The sequence below is a fragment of the Methylophaga pinxianii genome (assembly GCF_020447225.1).
GTDB lineage: Bacteria > Pseudomonadota > Gammaproteobacteria > Nitrosococcales > Methylophagaceae > Methylophaga > Methylophaga pinxianii.
In genome coordinates, this window is sequence record NZ_JAJAEO010000155.1 from 17,877 (window position 1) to 38,480 (window position 20,604).

Sequence of the window (20,604 nt, forward strand, 5' to 3'; positions counted from 1 at the left end):
AGATGAACTGGTTTAAATATTCATCCCCCAAAACGTTTTATCCGCTTGCCGGGAAGCTTATGCCTTGGTTTGCTGCAGCGGCTTTCTGCCTGACCGTGGCTGGACTCTACGTGGGGTTTTTCATGGCTCCCACGGACGCTCAACAAGGCGACGGGTATCGGATTATCTTCCTTCACGTCCCTGTCTCATGGATGTCGATGTTCATTTACGTCGTCATGGCATTTTGGGCAGCAGTAGGACTGATATTTAACAGTCGATTATCGGCCATGATGGCGTCAGCCTTGGCGCCTACTGGTGCCATGTTTGCGTTTCTTTCACTGTGGACCGGAGCATTGTGGGGCAAACCGATGTGGGGGACATGGTGGGTGTGGGACGCACGGTTGACCTCTGAACTAATACTCCTTTTTCTATATATGGGGTTTATGGCACTTCAGTCCGCCATAGACGATCAACGCCGTGCAGATAAGGCAGGGGCAGTCCTCGCATTGGTTGGCGTGGTCAACATCCCGGTGATCTATTTTTCAGTGCAATGGTGGAACACCTTGCATCAAGGCGCATCAGTGTCACTGACGCAAGCGCCGTCAATGGCAACGATCATGCTGATCGGAATGCTGCTTATGGCTCTGGCTGCTTGGATGTACACGATTGCGGTCGCTCTCATGCGTGTGCGCTGCATCATTCTCGAACGTGAGTACCGAACTGCTTGGGTAAATGATTTGAAGGAGATCCGGCAATGAATTGGACAAATCCGAACGAATTTTTCGCGATGGGTGGCTACGCCACGTATGTTTGGGGGTCGGTGGGCGTGACCGTACTGGTTCTTTACGCTGAATGTCTCTTTCTTCTTAAACGTCGCAAGACGGCGCTGGCGCACGTTAAACGCGATGCAGCGTTAGGCGCGGAGGATTCAAAATGAAAACACGTCACAAACGTATTGCGCTCATTGCAGGTGGCTTAGCCGTATTGGGCGTTGCGACAGCATTAGTGCTGAGCGCTTTCCAAAGTAACTTGTTGTTTTTCTTCACCCCGACACAAGTCGCGGCGGGAGAAGCGCCGCAAGAGCGTGCCTTTCGCGTGGGCGGAATGGTGCAGACCGGTAGTGTGCGGCGCGTGGGTGACGGTCTGACAGTCAATTTCCTTATAACGGACACCGCCAAAACAATACCCGTCAGTTATACGGGAATCCTGCCCGATTTGTTCAGTGAAGGCAAAGGCGTCGTCGCTCAAGGAAAACTCGGTCCTGATGGTTTGTTCCGTGCGCAAGAAGTCCTCGCTAAACACGATGAGAACTACATGCCTCGCGAAGCCCAGCATGCGCTGGATCAAGCAAGCAAGACTTCAGATGCAACAAGGTCACAATACCCATGATTCCTGAAATTGGTCACTTTGCTCTTATTCTGACGCTATTTGTCGCGCTTGCACAAGGCGGCATTACCTTAGCCGGTGCAGCACGCGGAAATGCCACATGGATTGGCTTTGCGCGGCCTGCAGCCCGTGCTCAGTTTTCTCTCGTCGCCATCAGTTTTGTGCTGTTGATGTGGTCGTTTATTGTCAAGGATTTTTCGGTCAGCTATGTCGCCGTTAATTCCAACTCGCAATTGCCTTGGTTCTACCGGATGGCGGCCGTCTGGGGCGGACATGAAGGATCTTTGCTGCTGTGGTTGCTAATGCAAACAGGATGGGCCTACGCGGTAAGTCTGTTTTCCAGGCAGCTCCCCGATGTCATGGTTGCACGCGTGTTGGGGGTGTTGGGTTTAGTCACAGCGGGCTTCTTGCTATTTGTACTGTTGACGTCAAACCCGTTCGAGCGCCTTGTTCCGGCACCCATGGAAGGAATGGATCTGAACCCGCTTTTGCAAGATGTGGGTCTGATATTTCATCCGCCCCTTCTGTATATGGGTTATGTGGGGTTCTCTGTCGTCTTTGCGTTTGCGATTGCGGCACTACTTGCCGGGCAACTGGATTCGGCGTGGGCACGCTGGTCTCGCCCCTGGGCCACTGCGGCGTGGCTGTTTCTGACTTTAGGGATAGCTTTGGGCAGCTGGTGGGCCTATTACGAACTCGGTTGGGGTGGTTGGTGGTTTTGGGATCCCGTTGAAAACTCCTCATTCGTCCCTTGGCTGGTAGGTACAGCGCTCATTCATTCTTTAGCGGTGACCGAAAAACGAGCCAGTTTCAAGAACTGGACCGTTCTGCTTGCTATCAGCACCTTTGCACTTTCTTTGTTAGGCGCTTTTCTTGTGCGCTCCGGCGTGTTGACGTCTGTGCATGCTTTTGCAACCGACCCCCGCCGTGGTGTATTCCTACTGATGCTTTTCGCGGTGGTGGTGGGTTCGTCCTTGCTCCTGTTTGCGATACGTGCACCGAAGGTCGGCTTAGGCGGGCGGTTTGAGCTGTTTTCGCGCGAGTCGCTTCTCTTAGTAAACAACGTCCTATTGGCCGTTGCAGCCGGGGCTGTTCTGCTGGGAACGCTATACCCACTTTTTATTGATGCACTCGGGATGGGCAAAATTTCTGTTGGTCCACCGTACTTCAATCTGGTGTTTGTACCTCTGATGGTGCCCGCGTTACTCCTTATTGCGGTTGGTCCAGTGGCAAACTGGAAGAGGGCAAAGCTCCGTGATGTATTAAAGCAGTTGAACCTTCCTCTTTTCGTCGCGGTGGTAGCGGGTGTGGGTGTGCCCTTTTTATATGGAAGATGGTCGGCGCTTGTTGCATTAGGGATAGCGCTGGCAGCATGGATCGCCACTGCGGTTGTTATGGGAATCTTTAAACGTATGCGCGCAACGCGCAGTGGCTTGCTCGCGCAACCGCGTAGCTGGATGGGCATGCACATCGCCCACCTGGGTATGGCTGTATTTGTAGTGGGCGTGACGTTGGTCATGGGTTATGAAACGGAACAGGATATTCGTATGGCTCCGGGACAAACAGTGACCGCCGCAGGCTATGAACTTACCTTCCGGGGCGTCAGGAGTGAGTTGGGGGCCAACTACGCGGCCCAGGTCGGTGACATTGTTCTGTCACGTGATGGCAGGCAGTTACGTTTAATGCATCCCGAAAAGCGCAATTATTTTTTCTCGGAAATGCCCATGACGGAGGTCGCTATTGATGCGAACGGATTACGTCATTTGTACGTCGCCTTAGGGGAACCCCTTGCCGACGGCGCATGGAGTGTGCGCGTTCACTACAAGCCCTTTATTGATTGGATCTGGATCGGCTGCATCTTGATGGCACTTGGCGGCTTGTTAGCGATTAGCGACCGTCGCTATCGACTTAAGCGTCGCGAAAAACGGACGGCCGTGATTGCACAAGAAGCCAAGGCATGAGTCGATTTCTGTTTCCGTTGATTGGCTTTGTCGTCTTGCTTGGGTTTCTGGCGTTCGGCTTGACGCTCAAACCCAGTGAAGTACCGTCTCCATTGATAGACAAACCGGCACCGGCATTTACGTTGCCCCAGTTGGCCAACCCGGGGGAAACATTCTCACCCGATGCAATGAAAGGCAAAGTCTGGCTGATGAATGTTTGGGCTTCGTGGTGTTTCGCCTGCCTGGAAGAACACCCCGTAATCAGGGAGCTGACTACAGAGCATGGGGTGCCGGTAGTGGGTCTGAATTACAAGGACATACGCAATGAAGCCATTTCATGGTTAAACCGTCATGGCGACAGCTATTTAGTGACTGTTTCGGATACGCAAGGGCGAGTGGGTATCGACTATGGCGTGTACGGTGTGCCCGAGACATTCCTTATCGATCAGACCGGCGTTATTCGGTATAAACATATCGGTCCGGTGACTCACGACGCGGTGCGCGACACGATTCTACCCATGATACGGGAGCTGGAGAAATGAATCGTTTGTGGTTAACGCTGATCAGCGTCCTTATCGCGCTACCATCCTGGGCAAATAACGACCCCGCGGAAGTGCGTCTGCAGGGCATCGCCGCGGAGCTGCGCTGCTTGGTCTGCCAGAACGAGTCCATTGCGGCTTCACGTGCCGACCTTGCTGTCGATCTGCGCCAGCAAATACGTGAACAGATTCAAGCGGGCAAAACGGATTCAGAGATCCGAACCTATATGGTAGAACGTTATGGTGATTTCGTGCTCTATCGTCCACCGCTAAAAACCACCACGGTATTGCTATGGTTCGGGCCCTTGCTTCTGCTGGTCTTTGGACTTCTCATCCTTGCGATAACGTTAAAGCGTCGAAGAAGTGCGCTCGCTGACAAGGTATTAAGTGCGGATGATCTCGAGCGGGCCCAAGCATTACTTGGACAAATCAAAGACCCTGGAAAACAACCATGAATGCTCCATTTATTACGATCGCTGCCATACTGCTTGCATGGATCACGTTATGGCTCGGACGTGTTCTTTGGCGTGGAGTCAGGCATGACCCGGAGATCGAGCATCACGCCGTCAATACCGCGGTACTGCGCGACCAGTTGCTAGAACTCGAACAAGATCATGCAAATGGCATATTGACGTCAGACGATCTGGCCGACGCACAGCAAGAGCTACAAAAGCGGGTACTACATGAGTCGACCCCAGGGCCGACTGGACGTCTGGGACGTACGGCGGGCAAACGACCAGCGATAGTTCTGACTTTTATTTTGCCAGTGGCCGCGGTGCTGACGTACCTCGCAATAGGAAATCCTGCCGCGATTACGCCGCCGCCCGTACAGAGTGTTCCGATGTTGACGCAGGCCGATGTGCAAACAATGGTGGACTCACTTACAGCGCGATTAGCAAGCAACCCTGATGATCCTGCTGGTTGGCTCATGTTGGCGCGATCGCATCGTTACTTTGAGAGATATGAAGATGCGGCAATGGCCTTTTCAAAAGCTGACGGCGTCATTGAAACGGATCCGCTAGCACTGGCAGAATATGCTGAGACACTCGCCAGAATCAAACCAGAAGGATTCAGAGGTGAACCAACGCACCTATTAGAGCGGGCACTTTCGATTGATCCACAGGAGCCGTTTGCACTCACTCTAGCTGGCGCGGCCGCGCTTGAGCGGCAAGATTATCAGGCCGCCATCGATTACTGGCAGCAGTTACTAAGCATGCTTCCGCCAGATTCGGATGCCGCGCAGATTGTTGGTAGCAGCATTGAGCGGGCGCGTCGAGAGCAGGCCGAAACGTCAAATGGTGGAGAATCCATGAGCACGGTAGATCAATAATGCTTGAGTTAACCCTAATAGGTTTGTTAACTGCATTTATTGCCGGTATTGCGTCCTTCTTATCGCCCTGTGTATTGCCGCTTGTGCCGGGCTACCTTTCGTATATTGCGGGTGGAACAGCGCAGCCAAGCACGTTGCAGAGTGGGGCTCGTGCTGCTCGTTGGCGAGCATTAGGGCTTAGTGCCTGTTTCGTTGTGGGATTTTCAATAGTTTTTCTGATTTTAGGAGCCAGCATCACCGCGATCGGGCGCCTATTTCTTTCGTATCGATATGAGCTAAATATCATCGCTGGAACCATCATCGTCGTTGCTGGCCTGATGATGATGGGATTAATTCGCATGCCCCTCACAATGCAGCGTTACTACCGGTTTGATCCAAAAAAAGCGGGGGGAAGTCCTTGGTCAGCGACAGTATTGGGCCTGGCCTTCGGATTCGGCTGGACACCGTGCATTGGTCCCGTACTGGGGGGGATCCTCGTACTTAGCGCAACATCAGACAGTATGCGTCAAGGTATTCTGCTACTAGCCGTGTACTCGCTCGGACTGGGTGTACCGTTTCTTCTTTCTGCATATTTCACAGCACCGTTTATGCGCAAACTGAGCTCCCTGCGCCAAGCTGGCCGTTATCTCCGAATTATTTCAGGTGCAATTTTGGTGCTTATGGGGCTTGCTGTGGCAACTGGGCAGTTGGTTCGCTTTGCTATTTGGCTGCTTAGGACATTCCCGGCGCTGGGCGCGATTGGTTAATGATGTGGCGACGTTTACGCGAGTTGCTTGGGGCTCTTACCTATGACGCCATCAGTTTTTAGGAGTGTGTAGTAATGAGATTGCTTATCGTCGAAGACGAAGTGAAAACTGGGAACTACCTTCAACAAGGTCTAACAGAAGCGGGATTTATTGTGGACCTTGCGCGTACAGGAGGAGAGTTTCTTGCTTCCTATTGTTAGCAGTGGAATGCTTTACCTAGTTAGCGCAATTGAGATTATTGCAGCTTTATTGATCGGGTTAGCAAGTCTGCAATGCGCTGTGACCGTAGCAGGCCTATTTTTTCGGCGAAGCCCCTCTAACGCAGAGAAGGAGGATGTCAGACTACAATTTGGGTTATGGCTTTCACTTGCAATCGAATTTGAGTTAGCAGCTGATATTTTGCGAACCACAATTGCGCCGAGCTGGGAGGAAATCGGCAAGCTTGCCGCCATTGTAGTATTACGAACCGTACTTAATTATTTCTTGCAAACTGAGATTCGTCGAGCTGCGCAACAAAAGACTTCCACAGCAGGCTAGTTTGTTTATAGTAACCCTTAGAGTAACGATGTGTTTTGGTGCTCTGGCTCTGATATTGACTTAGGTGTAACACAAAGGTTTAAGCTAAGAATGATCATGGTACGACCGATACGCAGGATGACAGTAAATGAGTCCATGTCGACTTATCTCGCATGCTATCAAGTAACCGAATCCACAAAATGAGAGGACAATCATGCTAGACGAATTCACCCACGGACCTCGCGTTGCATATTTCTCCATGGAGATAGCACTGCGTAACGAAATCCCGACCTATGCCGGTGGCCTTGGTGTACTTGCTGGCGATACGGTGCGGTCTGCGGCTGATCTGATGATACCAATGGTGGCGGTGAGTCTGGTGAGCCGTGCTGGCTATTTCCATCAGCAGATTGATGCTCAAGGTCGGCAGGTAGCGCAGGCAGTATTCTGGGAGCCAGAGCGTTGGACGCGTGCGCTTGACGCCAAGATCGCAGTGCCCATTGATGGGCGCACTGTATGGGTCGGCGCCTGGTTATACGTGGTAGAGGGACATATGGGTGGACGCCAGCCAGTGCTATTGCTCGACACCGACCTGAACGAGAATCACCCCGAGGATCGTGAGATCACACATTACTTGTATGGTGGAGATACAGCCTACCGGCTCAAGCAGGAGATCGTACTCGGAATTGGCGGTTTACGGATGCTGCAAGCACTCGGTGTTACCGTCCGTCATTATCACATGAACGAGGGGCACTCTGCATTGCTTGGACTGGAGTTGCTGCGTTGGTACACCTACCCCACCGAAGATGTCAGGCCGGGTGAGTCACATTACAACCTCCCTAGAGTACGTGACCTGTGTAGCTTTACTACACACACACCGATCGAAGCGGGTCATGACCGCTTTTCCTACGAATTGGTGCAAAGGGTGCTTGATAGTGACTTCGATATCGAAAGCATCAAACATCTGGCAGGTGAAGACAATCTGAACATGACGCGGCTGGCACTGAATTTGAGTGAATATGTCAACGGCGTTGCCAAAAAACATGCTGAGGTGTCGAATGCAATGTTTCCCGGTTATCGAGTGCATGCCATTACCAACGGCGTGCACCCATTTACATGGGCGGCAGAAAGCTTTCGCCAGCTATACAACCACTATCTACCCGGCTGGTGCCATGAACCTCAGTTGCTGATGCGCGCCGATTGCTGTATTCCCGATGCGGCGATTTGGGAATCGCACGTTCAGGCGAAGCAGTACCTTATCAAGAAAGTTCAGGCTATCACTGGAGTCTCGTTGGACCCGAAGCTACCAATTATTGGTTATGCGCGGCGTATGACAGCCTATAAACGTCCGGGTTTGCTGTTCTCCGATATTGAGAGGCTGAAAAAAATCGCCCGCCATCACCCATTCCAGGTCGTACTTGCCGGTAAGGCGCATGCGCACGACGAAAATGGCAAACACTTGATTGAGCAACTTTATGCACATGCCCGCGACTTGGCTGGCACGATTACAGTTATCTATCTGCCTGAGTACAACATTGAACTGGCTCAGGCGCTGACAGCGGGAGCGGATGTGTGGCTCAACACGCCATTGCCTCCGCTCGAAGCGTCCGGCACCAGTGGCATGAAAGCCGCACTCAATGGCGTACCCAGTCTATCCATTCTTGATGGCTGGTGGATGGAAGGCTGCATCGAAGGAGTGACTGGCTGGGCGATTGGCGACGGTATGGAAATAGCTGATGGGGACGGACATGAATTGTACGACAAACTTGAGCAGGTAGTGTTCCCTCTCTATTACAGCAATGATCGTAGCAATTGGATCAAAGTAATGAAAGGCGCAATCAGCAAGAATGCTTCATATTTCAATAGTCATCGCATGATGCGCCGCTACGCGACAGAAGCATATATCCGATGAAGCGACCCTATTTGACCATGAGAACTAATAACAAATCAGATGGGCTGCTGCGCTGACAGAAAAGCATCATCAGCACTACATTGAGGTTGCTACTTATAGCATCGCTGAAAGTAAAGGATTCATCGACGGCGGTGATTTGGAGAACTGGTAGGCCGCAGAAGAGGAACTTGATCGGTTGTTGGTTGAGGGTAAGCTCTAGCAGCAATTCGTTAAGAATACTTCTACTTGAACAAGGAGAATCTATGACAGTTTCAGAGCTCGCCAGACGTGCAGGGGTAACTGCAGATACCGTGCGTCACTACACACGCTGTGGCTTGCTTGAACCAGTACGCGATAAAAGTAACGGTTATAACTGTTATAGCAGCGGTGATCTTACGCGCTTATTGTTTATCCGCAAGGCGCGTCTACTGGGGTTCAGCGTGGGAAATGTCCAAGACATTTTGAAAGAGAGCAGCCATGGAAACTCTCCTTGTCCGAAGGTGCGAAAGCTTTTGGATCAGCATCTTCAAGAGACCCGCAGCAAGTTACATGATTTGGAGAGTTTACAGGTGCGTATGGAGCATGCAGTAGCACTATGGGGGAACATGCCCGATGGTATGCCAGATGGAAAATCTGTGTGCCAACTAATCGAAGCGATAGCATTGGAAGATTGACTTATGTGCGGCACACAGCTTTTATTATTATATCTACTGTAACGACAATACGAAAGATGATGATCGCGAAGCGCTAACAGACCGTTTGCTTGAAACAGCAATTGTGCGTCAAAAGCGCACTCAGCACCGTGAGTGCATCACATGTAGGGGGCAAGGCTATGGCTAAAACTTAACATAGGTGAAAAACAAGTGTTACGACAAACTGTAATTTTTTATATGAAGGAGAAAAAATGACTACTAATACCAAAACCAAAACCAAAACTAAAGCAAAAACCAATGATGATGCCACGCTGACAGAAGAGCAACGTCAGCACTATATAGAGGTTGCTGCTTATAACATCGCCGAAAGTAAGGGATTTATTTCAGGTTGTGATTTGGAGAACTGGCTGGCCGCAGAAGCAGAAGTTGATCGTTTGCTGGCTGAGGGCAAACTCTAGCCACTATTGCGCAAAATTATTGAACATCCTTCGACCATCTGCGCCAACAATTGGTCGCTAGTTCGGTGAAGGATTATTGGGAATGGGTAGAAACCTTTCCTAGATTACAAAATTGTAATGAGATGTCATGTGCGAGACAGAAGTGGGTCTGTAGAATTATGTTGATACAGCATCGAATATAGGTGTGAGTAGAGCGAAATAACCTACTTACCAAGGTCAAATTAACTTCTTAATTTAGAGGATATTATTGAAACACCATTCTTCGCTTTCTTTAGTCATTCAGGATTCGCCACGCCGGCAATTCGTTCAGGTGCTTGTGGCAGCGCTGCATTGAGGTTGCTGCCTGAAGGTAAGCGCTAGCCACAATTGAGAAAATGATGAGAGACGCCATTCGTTAAGGATATTTTATATTTCAACATGGAGATAACGTATGCATTACGTTGGACAAAGTTTATGGGGGATGCACGTTTTTTGGTGGTTATTCTGGATCGTGGCGATCGTGGTGTTGTTTACTCCGATTACGCCAGTACCGCCCCGTCGATGGCGTGAGACGCCGCTTGAGATATTGCAGCGCCGCTATGTTGCGGGTGAGATCGCGTCGGCAGAATACGAAGAGCGCAAGGCCAAGCTTGAGTGCGATGCCAAACTGACCAAGTAGTGGTTCTCAGGTATCGAAGCAAACGTAAATGAGGAGATGGATTGGTTAGCGCAGAACTGGGTGCTGGTGTTCGTGGCATTTATCGGGATGCATATGTTCGGACACGGTTGTCATGGCGGACACGGTTGTCGTCATGACGAGGAAGATCAACGCCCAACAGCTGGAGAAGAACCTAACAAAGATCGGCCGCAAGGTCATCAACATTAAGTAGATTTGTCATGATTAACTTCTGGAAATTGCATGCATTTTCGCTGGCTACGACTTTGAGTGTGACGTATATTCTATGCACCGGTTTTGTGTTCGGTGCACTCTACGGAAACGCCTGGGGATTCTGGAGCAAAAGACTGTGATGAGTAACGTCAAAACTCCGGGAATCTAGCCAGCAAGCTAAGGCCATACCGCAGTTGAGCTTGTGCAGGTTCCAGATTAGTTGCTCAGGAACCTATGATAACAAAGAGTGTGGCAACCATTAGCAAGATATATGGAGGTGGAAAATGACGATCGATCCATTATGCAAGATGATCGTGGAACCGGAGAAGGCTGCGACCGACCATTCGTGCTGCGGTGGGCACTAGTCGTTAAGGATGCTATCTCGAAAACTATTACACTTGGCACATGACCTTGCTATTTTGAATGGGTTAATAACTTCTAAACAGGAGAGCATCATGATTATAGCGACTGTTTTACAAGGAAGCACTTTTTGTTTACCACAAGCGTTGAGAACTACTCAGGAGGCAATCCATCATCCAGTAGTGCAAGAGATGCTTCGCAGGCAATATGAATACAAACTTGGCTTCATGCCGCGTATGCATCATGAACAAACGGGTGAATTTAAGTTGCTTGTGGAATGTGGTTGGGAAGCTCGCAATTGACTATATGGTGTGCGTCATACCGCACTGCGTTGGAATAGTGTTGCCCTTGGAAGTCGATCACAGTCTCTGGCAGCTGTGATCTAATTTTGAACAAGAGAAGGGCGATGGAAATCGACTTATGAAAGAATCAAAAAGACCTAAAAGAATGCAAAAGCCAGCAGGTCAGATGTTATTTATGTCAGACCATGTCGCAGAAAATGCAGATGCGATCGCAGATATGACCGCAACCGAACGCCCTCTGCATGATTATGTATCCGAGGTATCGGAGCGAACTGATATTCGAGTTGGTATGCCATTGCCTATGGGAGCCTATGCACATGGCGAAGGAGTTAACTTTGCGTTCTTCAGTCGACATGCGAGCCGCGTCCGGCTGGAGTTGTTTGATCATCCCGAAGATGCCATGGCCGCCAGAGCGATTGATCTGGATCCAGCGCACAATCGCACTGGCGATGTATGGCACGTCTGGATAGAGGGAATTCGGTCCGGCCAGTTGTATGCCTATCGAGTGGACGGCCCATATCAGCCCAAGGACGGACACCGTTTCAATTTCAACAAGCTTCTCCTAGACCCTTTTGCCACGGCGATTTCGATATTGCCTGATTGGGATTTTGGCCCAGCGCGAGGTTACGAGACGTCGGAACAAGAGCAAAACCTGATCTGTTCGAAAGTCGATGATGCTGGTGCAATGCCAAAATGTGTGTTCACTCATGAGCACTTCCACTGGCAGGACGATCGGCCGCTCAGACATCCTTGGCCGAAGACGATTATTTATGAAACACACGTGCGTGGCTTCACTATTCATCCCAGCTCCAATGTGGGACATCCCGGTACATATCGCGGCCTGATAGAAAAGATCCCCTACCTTAAAGACTTGGGAGTGACCACCATAGAACTGATGCCTGTGCATGAGTTTAATGAACAGAATGTGCTGGGTATCAATCCGCAAACAGGCCAGCCACTCAGAAATTACTGGGGCTACGATCCTGTGTCCTTCTTTGCACCTAAAGCATCCTACAGTAGCGCTGGAGGCTTGGGTCAGCAGAAGCTGGAGTTCAAAGAAATGGTTTTGGCGCTCCATCGTGCCGGTATAGAAGTGATCCTGGATGTCGTATTCAATCACACGGCAGAAGGAAACGAGCTGGGCCCAACGTTGTGTTTCCGCGGGATTGATAACGCGATTTTCTACACGCTGGCATCAGACAAACGCTACTACAAAAATTACGCTGGTACTGGCAATACCATCAACGCCAACCATCCTGTGGTGCGGGATCTCATCTTGAGTGCGCTGCGCTACTGGGTGTTGGAGATGCATATCGATGGATTCCGTTTTGATCTGGCATCAATTCTCGGCCGGGATAGTACCGGCAATTTGCTATCTAATCCGCCATTGATCGAGCAGATTACCGAAGATCCAATCCTGAGGGGAACCAAACTTATCGCCGAAGCTTGGGATGCTGCTGGAGCTTATGAGGTTGGTAGTTTTTCCAAGGGCTGGGCGGAGTGGAACGGTAGATACCGTGACGATGTTCGTCGATACTGGCGTGGCGACGAAGGAATGCTGGGTGTCTTTGCTAGTCGCATCTGTGGCAGCGCCGACATTTATGCCAAGACCGGTAAATGTCCTGAGTGCAGCATCAATTTCGTCACCTGTCACGATGGCTTCACCTTGCATGATCTGGTGAGTTATCGGAACAAGCACAATGAAGCCAACGGGGAAAGCAACCGTGATGGGACTAATGAGAATTTCAGCGACAATTATGGCGTTGAAGGCGAGACATCGGATGGAGAGATCGAGTCCATCCGGATACGCCAGATCAAAAACTTCCTGCTGAGCCTATTGATCTCACGCGGTGTGCCGATGCTATCGGGCGGGGACGAATTTTGCCGCACGCAACACGGCAACAATAATGCCTACTGCCAGGACAACGAGACCAGCTGGTATGACTGGAGCCAACTGGAGCAGCATCAGGAAATGTACCGCTTCACCCGTGGCATGATCGCCTTTCGTCGAGCTCATCCAATTCTGAGTCAGGAGCACTTCTACGTGGAGGCAGAGATATCTTGGTTCAGCCCGCAAGGGGATTTGCTCAACTGGACTGACCCAAAAGAAAAGCAGTTTGCCTGTCTGATCCTTGAGGGCGAACACAATGCTTTGTACCTGATGTTCAATGCCGGCGCCGATGCAATCGATTTTAGTTTGCCACCCTTATTGCCGGATACTCGGTGGCATCTGGCAGTTGACACCTCGCACGAAGCACCACAAGATTTGTTTGTTGCTGGAGAGGAGCCGCTTTGGGAAAATACGCATGCTTACCGACTAGCCCCCCAATCTAGTGTCATACTTTTGGTTCGAGGAACGATCAGTCAAGATTCGCAGGTAGCATTGAGGGATCCCAAATGAAAAGAAATATCCCGATCATGACATTTTTTGGATATTAGCTGTAGCCTCAATAATGGATCGGCCGCTTCGAGATAGCGCATAGCCGAGTGCTCAACTTTCTAACCAACTCATGCCATCAAGGCCTCTGTCGCACCCTGGTTTAGAGCCCCTTGCCAATTAGCACGGCGGTAAATCCGTTTTACGTCTTCAGTGTATTGGGTCAGGTCATCACCTGTATTCGTTGATTTAACGGTTTGGTACAAAATTCTCAATTCATGAAACTTACCAGTAAGGGCACTGCCTGCAACTTGGTATTTATCTTTAGCGTCCTCATAAAAACTGATGAATAGTGGTACGGCCTGAGAATACTAGACACTTTTTATGTTACAAATTACCCTAGACATAAAAAGGAAGCATCATGGCAAAAGGCATTCGTTACTCAGACGAATTTAAACAAGAAGCAGTCAATCAGATCACTAAACACAGCTACGATGTAGCTGAAGTTTCTACTAGGTTAGGCGTCAGTGCCAAGAGCCTATATAAATGGAAGCAAGCGTTTTCCAAACCCACTAAAGTCCGCGAAGCCGAATCAGATCTACAGGCAGAAGTTGCTCGATTGAAACGTGAGTTAAAACGGGTTCAACAAGAAAGGGATATATTAAAGGAGGCCGCTGTAGATTCAAATGGTCAAAGCAACAGTTTTACTAAAATACTGATTTGCATGGGCACATTTGATGAAACGAGCAAAACGAACATTTACTCAAGATGAGAAAGAACTGGTATTTAATTTATGGAAACAAGGCACCGGTTTCAGTGATATTGGAAGAGTATTGGACGCAGCACCCGGTACAGTTTTCACAGCATTACGTGAAACCGGTGGCATCAAACCCAGAACCAGAACCAGAAATGCCAAACATCTGACAATTGCTGAGCGTGAGGAAATAAGAGTCGCATTATCGGCGAAGATGTCACTCAGAGCTATCGCCAGGATGCTAAACCGCTCCCCTTCAACCATATCTCGAGAAATTGCGCGTAACCGAGGAAGGCGCTACTACAAAGCGGTTGATGCAGATAATCGTGCAAGGCGCATGGCCAAACGGCCTAAACTTGGAATACTAGAGCTTAATTCAGTTTTGCGACGGCTCATCATGTCAAAGCTTGAGTTGAAGTGGTCCCCCGAGCAAATATCTGGCTGGTTAAGCATAGAATTCTCACGAAACAAGCAAATGCAGGTTTCACATGAGACCATTTATAAATCAATGTACGTGCGAGCCAAAGGTATTATCCATCACGCTTTCACGCAACATCTGCGTCGTAGCAGGCCGATGCGTCACAGCAAATATCATCGTCGAAGTGGCGATAGGAGCTTCACTAAAATTGTTAACGGCTTGTCGATCCATGATCGCTCTAAAAACATTGATAACCGAAAGTCCCTTGGTCACTGGGAAGGTGATCTGGTGTCAGGCTCGAAAAACACACACATTGCTACGCTAGTCGACAGGAAGTCACGCTTTACCATCATCCTCAAACTGGCAGGAAAGGATGCTGAATCAGTACATACAGCCTTGTTAGCAACGTTTAAAAAGATGCCAGTTGAATATCGTAAATCATTGACTTGGGATAGAGGCATGGAGTTGGCTAAACATGCTGACTTTACAAAAGAAATTGGCATTCCTGTGTACTTTTGTGATCCTCAGTGCCCTTGGCAAAGGGGCACAAACGAAAATACCAACAGCCTAATTCGTCAATACTTGCCTAAAAAAACAGATCTATCACCGCACACACAAGAACAGCTGAATGGTCTTGCAACTCAGTTAAACGAACGCCCGAGGAAAACATTGAAATTTAAAACACCATCACACATGATTAGTAAGGGTGTTGCGATGATCACTTGAATCTACAACCGCGCTCTTGGTTGCCGACGAGATCAAGTTCACGCGCTGATTACCTCTTTACGAGGTGAATTCCCCGTCACCACTCTCTGTGAGCTGTTTAATATGCCAAGCTCTACGTACTACGAGCGTAAGAAGAAAAGCCAACGTATTGATGGCAAACGACTGCGTGAGCGTGCGCAAGTGAGCGAGCTATTTCATGCCAGCCGTGGCTCGGCCGGGAGCCGAACGCTGGTTAGGCAGTTGCTGATGCTCGATATCATCATGGGTCGCTACAAGGTCTCGCGCTTGATGCAAGAGGCGGGATTACGTAGCAAACAGCCCGGACGACGCCATCGGTATCAAGCCGCACAAACCGAGTGTATGACGGGTAGAGATGGATAAAAAAGAGGCGGTCAGTAAATTTGATGCATTAGCTTCCGAGCTGAGGCTTGATCTTGTGAAGCTATTGGTGCAGTTTGGTGAGGATGGTTTAGTGGCCGGAGAAATCAGCTTACAGCTGGCTATTCCACCAACTAATCTATCTTTTCACCTAAAGACTCTGACACACGCTTGCCTTGTCTATGCAGAGCAAGAAGGGCGATTTCAACGTTATCGTGCTAATACCTCGGCATTGATGAGTTTAGTGGGATATTTAATGGAGAAATGTTGCGACAAGCAAACTAAACCAAAAACCGAATTGTGTTAGTTATTGAAAATAGACTAGCTAATTAGCTAGTCTATGATAAGTAACAAAATTTAGTTCCCAACTATTTTGTCATTTTTAATTTTCGCGCTAGCTTACAACACCACACCCAGTTTCCATCTATTTTGTCATTTCCCTTCAAATAACTCTCAAAAGCCTCCATTTCTACCCTTCCCAGTTCCCAACTATTTTGTCCGTCTACAGTATGAATTGATTGATTCGAGTTCTGCAAGATAGGGTTCAAGCGACTTTACGGCCAATTCGACATTCTTTTGCAGTCTTTCACAGTAGCTGGCCATTGAATCGGAAGGTTCTGTAAACCAGGCTTCATCATATTCAGAATATCCAAGTGTGCTTTCCATAATCATCAACCTGGACTATGGAAGCTGTGCTTCAATTTGTGCAGCACGTTTGCTTTGAATATCCGAAAAGCTATCAGCGGTACCGGCAGCAAACGTGGATGTGATAATGACAATTGCTGCAATAAATATAAAAAGTATTTTCATGGGGAATGCCCTCGTAAAAAGAAAGTAATTACGGGGCAGATATGAATGTCGCACAGGGACAAAGTATCTGTCCCGTGCGGGTTGAGCTATAAAAAGCCCAAAAACAAAAAAACCGCATGCAATGTTATTGCTGTGCGGCTTTCGTTATCACCATCCACCTTAGTGGTTTGGCAAAGTGCTCTAAATCAATAGAGAATGGTTGAAGGATAAACACGCTTGTGGATGATGTCAATTATCTGAGCGACTTCTACCTCTTTTCTTGGACATTGCTGCCATTGCACCCTTTTTCACATTCAACCTACTCGCATACCGGACCGGCATAGTAGCTGACTTCCAACCACCAGCAACCATCATTGCGGGGAGATCAGCTCCATCAACTAACAGTTCCTGAGCCGCCCCCACTCTGGTTGAATGTGCAGAGACATCTTTAAATGAATAGCCATTTCGTTTCGCTAGATTCTTGAAAATACGAGCAATGCGGTCTTTATGCATTGAATCTAGCACACGGTTACCAGCCCCTACCGATCTAAATAGAAAACCACTCTCAATATGCGCCTTGTTGCACCAGTCATTAATGAGGTCCACAGTTTCAGCAGAAATATAACGATGACTTCCTTCACCTGTCTGGTCAGTCTTGTGCCATCCAACATAGACACTCCCACTGCCATCATGGTCGAATTGAAGATGCTCAAGCTCTATCCTTACTAACTCAGAGCATCGCATCATCGTGTCAAAAGCCACTGATATCAGAGCTTTATATAATGTGTCTCTCAAATCATCACCAAGACTGTCGATAATTTTGTCCAGCATCTCGTATTTAATTGGTGCAGCTTGACGTTGCGAGCGAGAGCGAAACCTTAATGCCACCGTCTTAAGTGCCATTGAGACTCTTTTGGTAGAGACAGGATTTATTGCGTTGTGGCCATAACTGTAATCTCCTGTGACATCACGAACAGCGTCCATGCCAATGTCGTGGAAGTATTTTATGGAGGTCAAATATCGGGATACCGTTGCCACAGCCTTGTTTTGCTCTGTGGCCATCACCTTTCGCCCTTTTTCTTCGATGAAAATCACTTCACCGGTTTTAGGATCGCATTTAGGTTTTGTGGCCATCTCCCATATAAACTGTTCCAACTGTTCTGGTGTTGCTGGAACTGGCCGGTGACCATGCCGATCACACCAGGCTTTATAAATCTTGAAATCGGCAGCACGCGCCCGATTGGTATTTTCAGCAAACGCATTTTGATAAATCCTGATACGTTCTTCGACAGCTTCATGAAGCTCGACCGGAAGTGAATCAAAAACGCTCACGAGTGAAACCGATCCCATCTTCTAAAATCCTTCTTTGACAGAGTTAAGCCAAAAAACCGGCTGCAGAAATTAATGGTCTGATAATGTCAGTTATCAGACTATATGTCAAAAAAAGCAACTTTACTGGAATAAGGTTGCAAATCTTAACTTCATTAAATATGAGAACTAATTTCTACAAGAAATGATTCAGCTTCAAATTAAAGGAGCTGAGGGATTTGACAATTAAAGGAGGAATGCTGGATGTGCTTTATTAAACTTTCAGTTTCCATGGCACGACCTCTGAATCGAATGTATAAGTCGCCGTTAGTCGATTGGTATAAGTACCGTCGTAGTCGCATAATGCAAGCACAGACAACTCTAGGTACCACAGACTCAGCTTCCATGCATCCACATAACAATCGCTCAGATCAAACTTATTGTCTGGATGAGTCAAAGAGTTCCGAATATCAGTAATGGCATGAGGCCCATCTTGCCATGTGGCTTTATTTTTCAAGCGAGTGACAGCCGACTTGATGTCTGGCACAGCATTCGTGATATCGCCTGGTATGCAAAAATGAGTGCAAAGCATCCTTAAACGGCCAGCAGCCTTCAAGTTCTTAAACTTGGTTTTAGAAATGATCTGGCTGTCCACCATAATATAATGATGTGCCAATCGCTCCAAAGCCGCTTGCGCCAAAATAATAGATGCATCGATACTCGGTGAGCGGCCCCTCGTATTGGCCTGTACATACCAGTAGATAGCGGCCCTAAGACATTTCTTCCACTCATCCGACTGATTCCAACGCTTTACAAAGAGCGGGAACAGACGTTCAGCCTGACTCCCTATATTTGGAGTAAACCATGAATAAGGGGGGGTGCTGGTTCGAGGGGAGTTAAAAGTCCTCCAAGTTATCTCACCAGCTAAATCAATTCCCACTCCACATGAAGGCGAGCACCGGCCACCCGTAACAAACGAAAGAAAATAATCCAGGAGATGACTTTGCTCGCTGGCCTCTTCTCCTGAGAAAAGCTTTCCATCGTTGCGCTCTAATTTCACCATATGCGTCAAAAAAGAACCACCTTCGGTTTTTATTCTTATCCAAGCATCACGAGTAGCACCATCAGGCAGTGCTTGTATTGAAATCTTCCACTCTTCGGATGCCAGCACAAGTAAAGAACAAGCTGCAGGGGCAGTATCTTGATGTTGCCCGCCATGAAAGTCAGGAAAGTTGAAGAGATGAAAAATTGCAGCAACTGAATTCTTAGTGTGCATGATAGATAATGTCACAGGCTCAAATTCGGGATACCAATCCAATTTCCATGTGTCTGAGCTTAAATCACTACTATGATAACCATAGAATCCTTTGATTATTTGACCATTGAACGATAACGATGACTCGACCGAATCATTGATGGCAAATATAAATGGAGGCGAAGTCTTACCCTGCAGGTTTGCATGAAATACCAGACGCGGAGTTGGAAGAAATTGTAATTGCAGTTCAGCCGTTCCAGTTAAACAATTACTATCCAAACAAACTTCCACTGCTCCTTTTAGGAGGTTGACGGATTCAGGCGTGGAAGAGAAATCGTACATTGGGAGCATAGGTTTAGGTCGATTCATCCACTCTTCCTCAATAGCAATTTTATTTGCAGCTGTTGTCTTCGTCCCGGTGTTCATACTAGTTTTGAAGTTTTACCTTTAAACTACTAGTACAAATATAAATATATGATTATTTAATTATTTATTGAATCATAAATTCCGTATTCGAGTCTGAATATCAATGATTGTAAAAAGAATAGCTTAAAATGATTAAATTAATCACAGATATAATTGGAAAAAACACTAACGGTCAAATATGCCATCCGTATGAGCATCAAAGAGGACCCCGGTTTGGGAAGTACGTTTACACATTAACAAGCATTGAAAGTTTTGAAGAAGCAGATGAAGCAGCTTTAAGAATTCTAATCAGCTCAGGTGCTTTTAACTCTGTTGGCCGAATACGAATGGTCCCAAAAGACGCTAAATCTACAACAGCAGGATCAGCTCTAAGGGTAATCTCTTACATGGGTAAATCATTGTCATAATAAGGCCACTCCTGCCTGTTGCATGAATCAGTTTCCGTGATATCTATATATAAGGAATAAAATAAATAGGAATAAGTGATGGAAATTATGCTTTTGATTGGACTGGGCTTTGTTTTTGGCTTCTATGTCTCAAAGAAATACCAAGAGAATTTTTTTATGAGGCAGGCATCAACTTTTCAAAACTCTCTGCATCTAAAGGTGGGGAAACATAGGTCCCTTGCATCAAATCCACTCCGATTTGTTTTAAGAGTTTGTATTGCTGCTCAGTTTCAATTCCCTCGGCCACCACTTTTATATCAAGTTTTTTGGCAATTTTCGTCACACCCTCAATTAAAATATACTCAGCGGAATCAAGATGTATACCATGCACTAAAGCTTTATTAAGTTTGATATAGCCGACATTAAATTCTTTCAAATTACTAAATGCTGAATAGCTTGTACCAAAATCGTCTAATGCGATAGCAAAACCAAACTTCTGATAATCGTCCAATTTATTCTTATGAAGTTTGGTAAAACTCATAAAATTTTCTTCAGTAATTTCTATAATCACATTCTTAGCAGATAGACCAAATAACCGAATGAGCTCATACAACTCTTGTGGGTTATTTCGAAGGCTCTTGAACTCCAGTGGTGATTTATTCAGCGTTATTTGGAAATCTTCTCCAAAAATTGATAACCATTTAGAGAGTTGTAGCAAAGCTTTTTTGTAAGCGTCCACTGAGCACACCCTACCGGAATTGAACGACACTTGTTTAGATCCCCATTTAAATTTAGATGGGGATCTAACACATGAATCACCAT

25 protein-coding genes are annotated in these 20,604 nt (G+C 47.7%); 20 read left to right on the forward strand and 5 right to left on the reverse strand.

Going from position 1 to position 20,604, the window contains the following annotated elements; translation table 11 throughout:
* Positions 1 to 2 precede the first annotated feature (2 nt).
* The 16 genes from LGT40_RS04700 to glgX all read left to right on the forward strand — a co-directional run bounded on the left by LGT40_RS04700 (position 3) and on the right by glgX (position 13,366).
* On the forward strand, positions 3 to 737 hold the full coding sequence (locus LGT40_RS04700) for a heme ABC transporter permease (protein WP_226070216.1): 735 nt from the start codon (positions 3 to 5) through the stop codon (positions 735 to 737).
* Entirely contained in the window at positions 734 to 916 is a 183-nt protein-coding gene (ccmD, locus tag LGT40_RS04705; protein WP_226070218.1) for a heme exporter protein CcmD, read from the forward strand. Before LGT40_RS04700 ends, ccmD begins: the two co-directional genes overlap by 4 nt.
* Positions 913 to 1,368: a cytochrome c maturation protein CcmE gene (gene ccmE, locus LGT40_RS04710; RefSeq protein WP_226070220.1), complete on the forward strand. Its 456-nt coding sequence runs from the start codon at positions 913 to 915 to the stop codon at positions 1,366 to 1,368. Before ccmD ends, ccmE begins: the two co-directional genes overlap by 4 nt.
* On the forward strand, positions 1,365 to 3,326 hold the full coding sequence (locus LGT40_RS04715; RefSeq protein ID WP_226070222.1) for a heme lyase CcmF/NrfE family subunit: 1,962 nt from the start codon (positions 1,365 to 1,367) through the stop codon (positions 3,324 to 3,326). Before ccmE ends, LGT40_RS04715 begins: the two co-directional genes overlap by 4 nt.
* Entirely contained in the window at positions 3,323 to 3,847 is a 525-nt protein-coding gene (locus LGT40_RS04720; RefSeq protein ID WP_226070223.1) for a DsbE family thiol:disulfide interchange protein, read from the forward strand. The genes LGT40_RS04715 and LGT40_RS04720 overlap by 4 nt, the downstream gene beginning before the upstream one ends.
* Positions 3,844 to 4,299: a cytochrome c-type biogenesis protein gene (locus LGT40_RS04725; protein ID WP_226070226.1), complete on the forward strand. Its 456-nt coding sequence runs from the start codon at positions 3,844 to 3,846 to the stop codon at positions 4,297 to 4,299. Before LGT40_RS04720 ends, LGT40_RS04725 begins: the two co-directional genes overlap by 4 nt.
* Positions 4,296 to 5,174, forward strand: coding sequence for a c-type cytochrome biogenesis protein CcmI (ccmI, locus tag LGT40_RS04730; RefSeq protein ID WP_226070228.1), 879 nt, complete (start codon positions 4,296 to 4,298; stop codon positions 5,172 to 5,174). Before LGT40_RS04725 ends, ccmI begins: the two co-directional genes overlap by 4 nt.
* Entirely contained in the window at positions 5,174 to 5,920 is a 747-nt protein-coding gene (locus LGT40_RS04735; RefSeq protein ID WP_226070229.1) for a cytochrome c biogenesis CcdA family protein, read from the forward strand. Before ccmI ends, LGT40_RS04735 begins: the two co-directional genes overlap by 1 nt.
* Positions 5,921 to 6,103: 183 nt before the next feature.
* Positions 6,104 to 6,457, forward strand: coding sequence for a DUF1622 domain-containing protein (locus LGT40_RS04745; protein WP_226070231.1), 354 nt, complete (start codon positions 6,104 to 6,106; stop codon positions 6,455 to 6,457).
* Between the two features lie 193 nt (positions 6,458 to 6,650).
* Positions 6,651 to 8,345: an alpha-glucan family phosphorylase gene (gene glgP / locus LGT40_RS04750; protein ID WP_226070233.1), complete on the forward strand. Its 1,695-nt coding sequence runs from the start codon at positions 6,651 to 6,653 to the stop codon at positions 8,343 to 8,345.
* A 242-nt stretch (positions 8,346 to 8,587) separates the two neighbouring features.
* Positions 8,588 to 8,998, forward strand: a complete 411-nt coding sequence (locus LGT40_RS04760) for a MerR family transcriptional regulator (RefSeq protein WP_226070235.1) — start codon at positions 8,588 to 8,590, stop codon at positions 8,996 to 8,998.
* Between the two features lie 230 nt (positions 8,999 to 9,228).
* Positions 9,229 to 9,435, forward strand: a complete 207-nt coding sequence (locus LGT40_RS04765; protein ID WP_226070237.1) for a DUF2934 domain-containing protein — start codon at positions 9,229 to 9,231, stop codon at positions 9,433 to 9,435.
* Positions 9,436 to 9,865: 430 nt separating this feature from the next.
* The gene (locus LGT40_RS04770) at positions 9,866 to 10,093 is read left to right on the forward strand and encodes an SHOCT domain-containing protein (protein ID WP_226343166.1); all 228 of its coding nucleotides are present in this window, start codon (positions 9,866 to 9,868) and stop codon (positions 10,091 to 10,093) included.
* Positions 10,094 to 10,129: 36 nt separating this feature from the next.
* Positions 10,130 to 10,300, forward strand: coding sequence for a DUF2933 domain-containing protein (locus tag LGT40_RS04775; RefSeq protein WP_226070239.1), 171 nt, complete (start codon positions 10,130 to 10,132; stop codon positions 10,298 to 10,300).
* Between the two features lie 458 nt (positions 10,301 to 10,758).
* The gene (locus LGT40_RS04780; RefSeq protein WP_226070241.1) at positions 10,759 to 10,965 is read left to right on the forward strand and encodes a hypothetical protein; all 207 of its coding nucleotides are present in this window, start codon (positions 10,759 to 10,761) and stop codon (positions 10,963 to 10,965) included.
* A 118-nt stretch (positions 10,966 to 11,083) separates the two neighbouring features.
* A complete protein-coding gene (gene glgX, locus LGT40_RS04785; protein WP_226070243.1) occupies positions 11,084 to 13,366 on the forward strand; it encodes a glycogen debranching protein GlgX in 2,283 nt (760 codons plus the stop codon).
* Positions 13,367 to 13,473: 107 nt separating this feature from the next.
* Here glgX and LGT40_RS16560 read toward each other — a convergent pair whose 3' ends face one another.
* Entirely contained in the window at positions 13,474 to 13,689 is a 216-nt protein-coding gene (locus tag LGT40_RS16560; RefSeq protein ID WP_349630213.1) for a hypothetical protein, read from the reverse strand.
* Between the two features lie 74 nt (positions 13,690 to 13,763).
* Here LGT40_RS16560 and LGT40_RS04790 point away from each other — a divergent pair, with 74 nt between their 5' ends.
* The 4 genes from LGT40_RS04790 to LGT40_RS04805 all read left to right on the forward strand — a co-directional run bounded on the left by LGT40_RS04790 (position 13,764) and on the right by LGT40_RS04805 (position 15,925).
* Positions 13,764 to 14,114 carry a transposase gene (locus tag LGT40_RS04790; RefSeq protein ID WP_226070245.1) on the forward strand — a complete coding sequence of 117 codons (351 nt, stop codon included), beginning with the start codon at positions 13,764 to 13,766 and terminating at the stop codon, positions 14,112 to 14,114.
* A complete protein-coding gene (locus LGT40_RS04795) occupies positions 14,080 to 15,240 on the forward strand; it encodes an IS30 family transposase (RefSeq protein WP_226070247.1) in 1,161 nt (386 codons plus the stop codon). Before LGT40_RS04790 ends, LGT40_RS04795 begins: the two co-directional genes overlap by 35 nt.
* A gap of 102 nt (positions 15,241 to 15,342) precedes the next feature.
* Entirely contained in the window at positions 15,343 to 15,621 is a 279-nt protein-coding gene (locus LGT40_RS04800) for an IS3 family transposase (RefSeq protein ID WP_226070249.1), read from the forward strand.
* The gene (locus tag LGT40_RS04805) at positions 15,614 to 15,925 is read left to right on the forward strand and encodes an ArsR/SmtB family transcription factor (protein ID WP_226070251.1); all 312 of its coding nucleotides are present in this window, start codon (positions 15,614 to 15,616) and stop codon (positions 15,923 to 15,925) included. Before LGT40_RS04800 ends, LGT40_RS04805 begins: the two co-directional genes overlap by 8 nt.
* Before the next feature lie 374 nt (positions 15,926 to 16,299).
* Here the strand turns inward: LGT40_RS04805 and LGT40_RS16170 are convergent, their stop codons facing one another.
* The 4 genes from LGT40_RS16170 to LGT40_RS04820 form a co-directional block, all read right to left on the reverse strand.
* Entirely contained in the window at positions 16,300 to 16,428 is a 129-nt protein-coding gene (locus LGT40_RS16170) for a hypothetical protein (protein ID WP_264177816.1), read from the reverse strand.
* Positions 16,429 to 16,656: 228 nt separating this feature from the next.
* Positions 16,657 to 17,757, reverse strand: a complete 1,101-nt coding sequence (locus LGT40_RS04810; RefSeq protein ID WP_226070253.1) for a tyrosine-type recombinase/integrase — start codon at positions 17,755 to 17,757, stop codon at positions 16,657 to 16,659.
* Positions 17,758 to 17,989: 232 nt separating this feature from the next.
* Positions 17,990 to 19,339 carry a YopA family protein gene (locus LGT40_RS04815; protein WP_226070255.1) on the reverse strand — a complete coding sequence of 450 codons (1,350 nt, stop codon included), beginning with the start codon at positions 19,337 to 19,339 and terminating at the stop codon, positions 17,990 to 17,992.
* 618 nt (positions 19,340 to 19,957) lie between these two features.
* On the reverse strand, positions 19,958 to 20,604 hold a 647-nt coding region (locus LGT40_RS04820), incomplete at its 5' end, for an EAL domain-containing protein (protein WP_226070257.1).

Coding starts and splice junctions, on each gene's coding strand:
- ccmD (WP_226070218.1), top strand. CDS start 734: ATGAATTGGACAAATCCGAACGAATTTTTCGCGATGGGTGGCTACGCC.
- LGT40_RS04725 (WP_226070226.1), top strand. CDS start 3,844: ATGAATCGTTTGTGGTTAACGCTGATCAGCGTCCTTATCGCGCTACCA.
- LGT40_RS04800 (WP_226070249.1), top strand. CDS start 15,343: ATGCCAAGCTCTACGTACTACGAGCGTAAGAAGAAAAGCCAACGTATT.
- glgX (WP_226070243.1), top strand. CDS start 11,084: ATGAAAGAATCAAAAAGACCTAAAAGAATGCAAAAGCCAGCAGGTCAG.
- LGT40_RS04700 (WP_226070216.1), top strand. CDS start 3: ATGAACTGGTTTAAATATTCATCCCCCAAAACGTTTTATCCGCTTGCC.
- LGT40_RS04795 (WP_226070247.1), top strand. CDS start 14,080: ATGAAACGAGCAAAACGAACATTTACTCAAGATGAGAAAGAACTGGTA.
- LGT40_RS04815 (WP_226070255.1), bottom strand. CDS start 19,339: ATGAATCGACCTAAACCTATGCTCCCAATGTACGATTTCTCTTCCACG.
- LGT40_RS04810 (WP_226070253.1), bottom strand. CDS start 17,757: ATGGGATCGGTTTCACTCGTGAGCGTTTTTGATTCACTTCCGGTCGAG.
- LGT40_RS04805 (WP_226070251.1), top strand. CDS start 15,614: ATGGATAAAAAAGAGGCGGTCAGTAAATTTGATGCATTAGCTTCCGAG.
- glgP (WP_226070233.1), top strand. CDS start 6,651: ATGCTAGACGAATTCACCCACGGACCTCGCGTTGCATATTTCTCCATG.
- ccmI (WP_226070228.1), top strand. CDS start 4,296: ATGAATGCTCCATTTATTACGATCGCTGCCATACTGCTTGCATGGATC.
- LGT40_RS04790 (WP_226070245.1), top strand. CDS start 13,764: ATGGCAAAAGGCATTCGTTACTCAGACGAATTTAAACAAGAAGCAGTC.
- LGT40_RS04715 (WP_226070222.1), top strand. CDS start 1,365: ATGATTCCTGAAATTGGTCACTTTGCTCTTATTCTGACGCTATTTGTC.
- LGT40_RS04765 (WP_226070237.1), top strand. CDS start 9,229: ATGACTACTAATACCAAAACCAAAACCAAAACTAAAGCAAAAACCAAT.
- ccmE (WP_226070220.1), top strand. CDS start 913: ATGAAAACACGTCACAAACGTATTGCGCTCATTGCAGGTGGCTTAGCC.
- LGT40_RS04770 (WP_226343166.1), top strand. CDS start 9,866: ATGCATTACGTTGGACAAAGTTTATGGGGGATGCACGTTTTTTGGTGG.
- LGT40_RS04720 (WP_226070223.1), top strand. CDS start 3,323: ATGAGTCGATTTCTGTTTCCGTTGATTGGCTTTGTCGTCTTGCTTGGG.
- LGT40_RS16170 (WP_264177816.1), bottom strand. CDS start 16,428: ATGAAAATACTTTTTATATTTATTGCAGCAATTGTCATTATCACATCC.
- LGT40_RS04735 (WP_226070229.1), top strand. CDS start 5,174: ATGCTTGAGTTAACCCTAATAGGTTTGTTAACTGCATTTATTGCCGGT.
- LGT40_RS04760 (WP_226070235.1), top strand. CDS start 8,588: ATGACAGTTTCAGAGCTCGCCAGACGTGCAGGGGTAACTGCAGATACC.
- LGT40_RS04775 (WP_226070239.1), top strand. CDS start 10,130: ATGGATTGGTTAGCGCAGAACTGGGTGCTGGTGTTCGTGGCATTTATC.
- LGT40_RS04780 (WP_226070241.1), top strand. CDS start 10,759: ATGATTATAGCGACTGTTTTACAAGGAAGCACTTTTTGTTTACCACAA.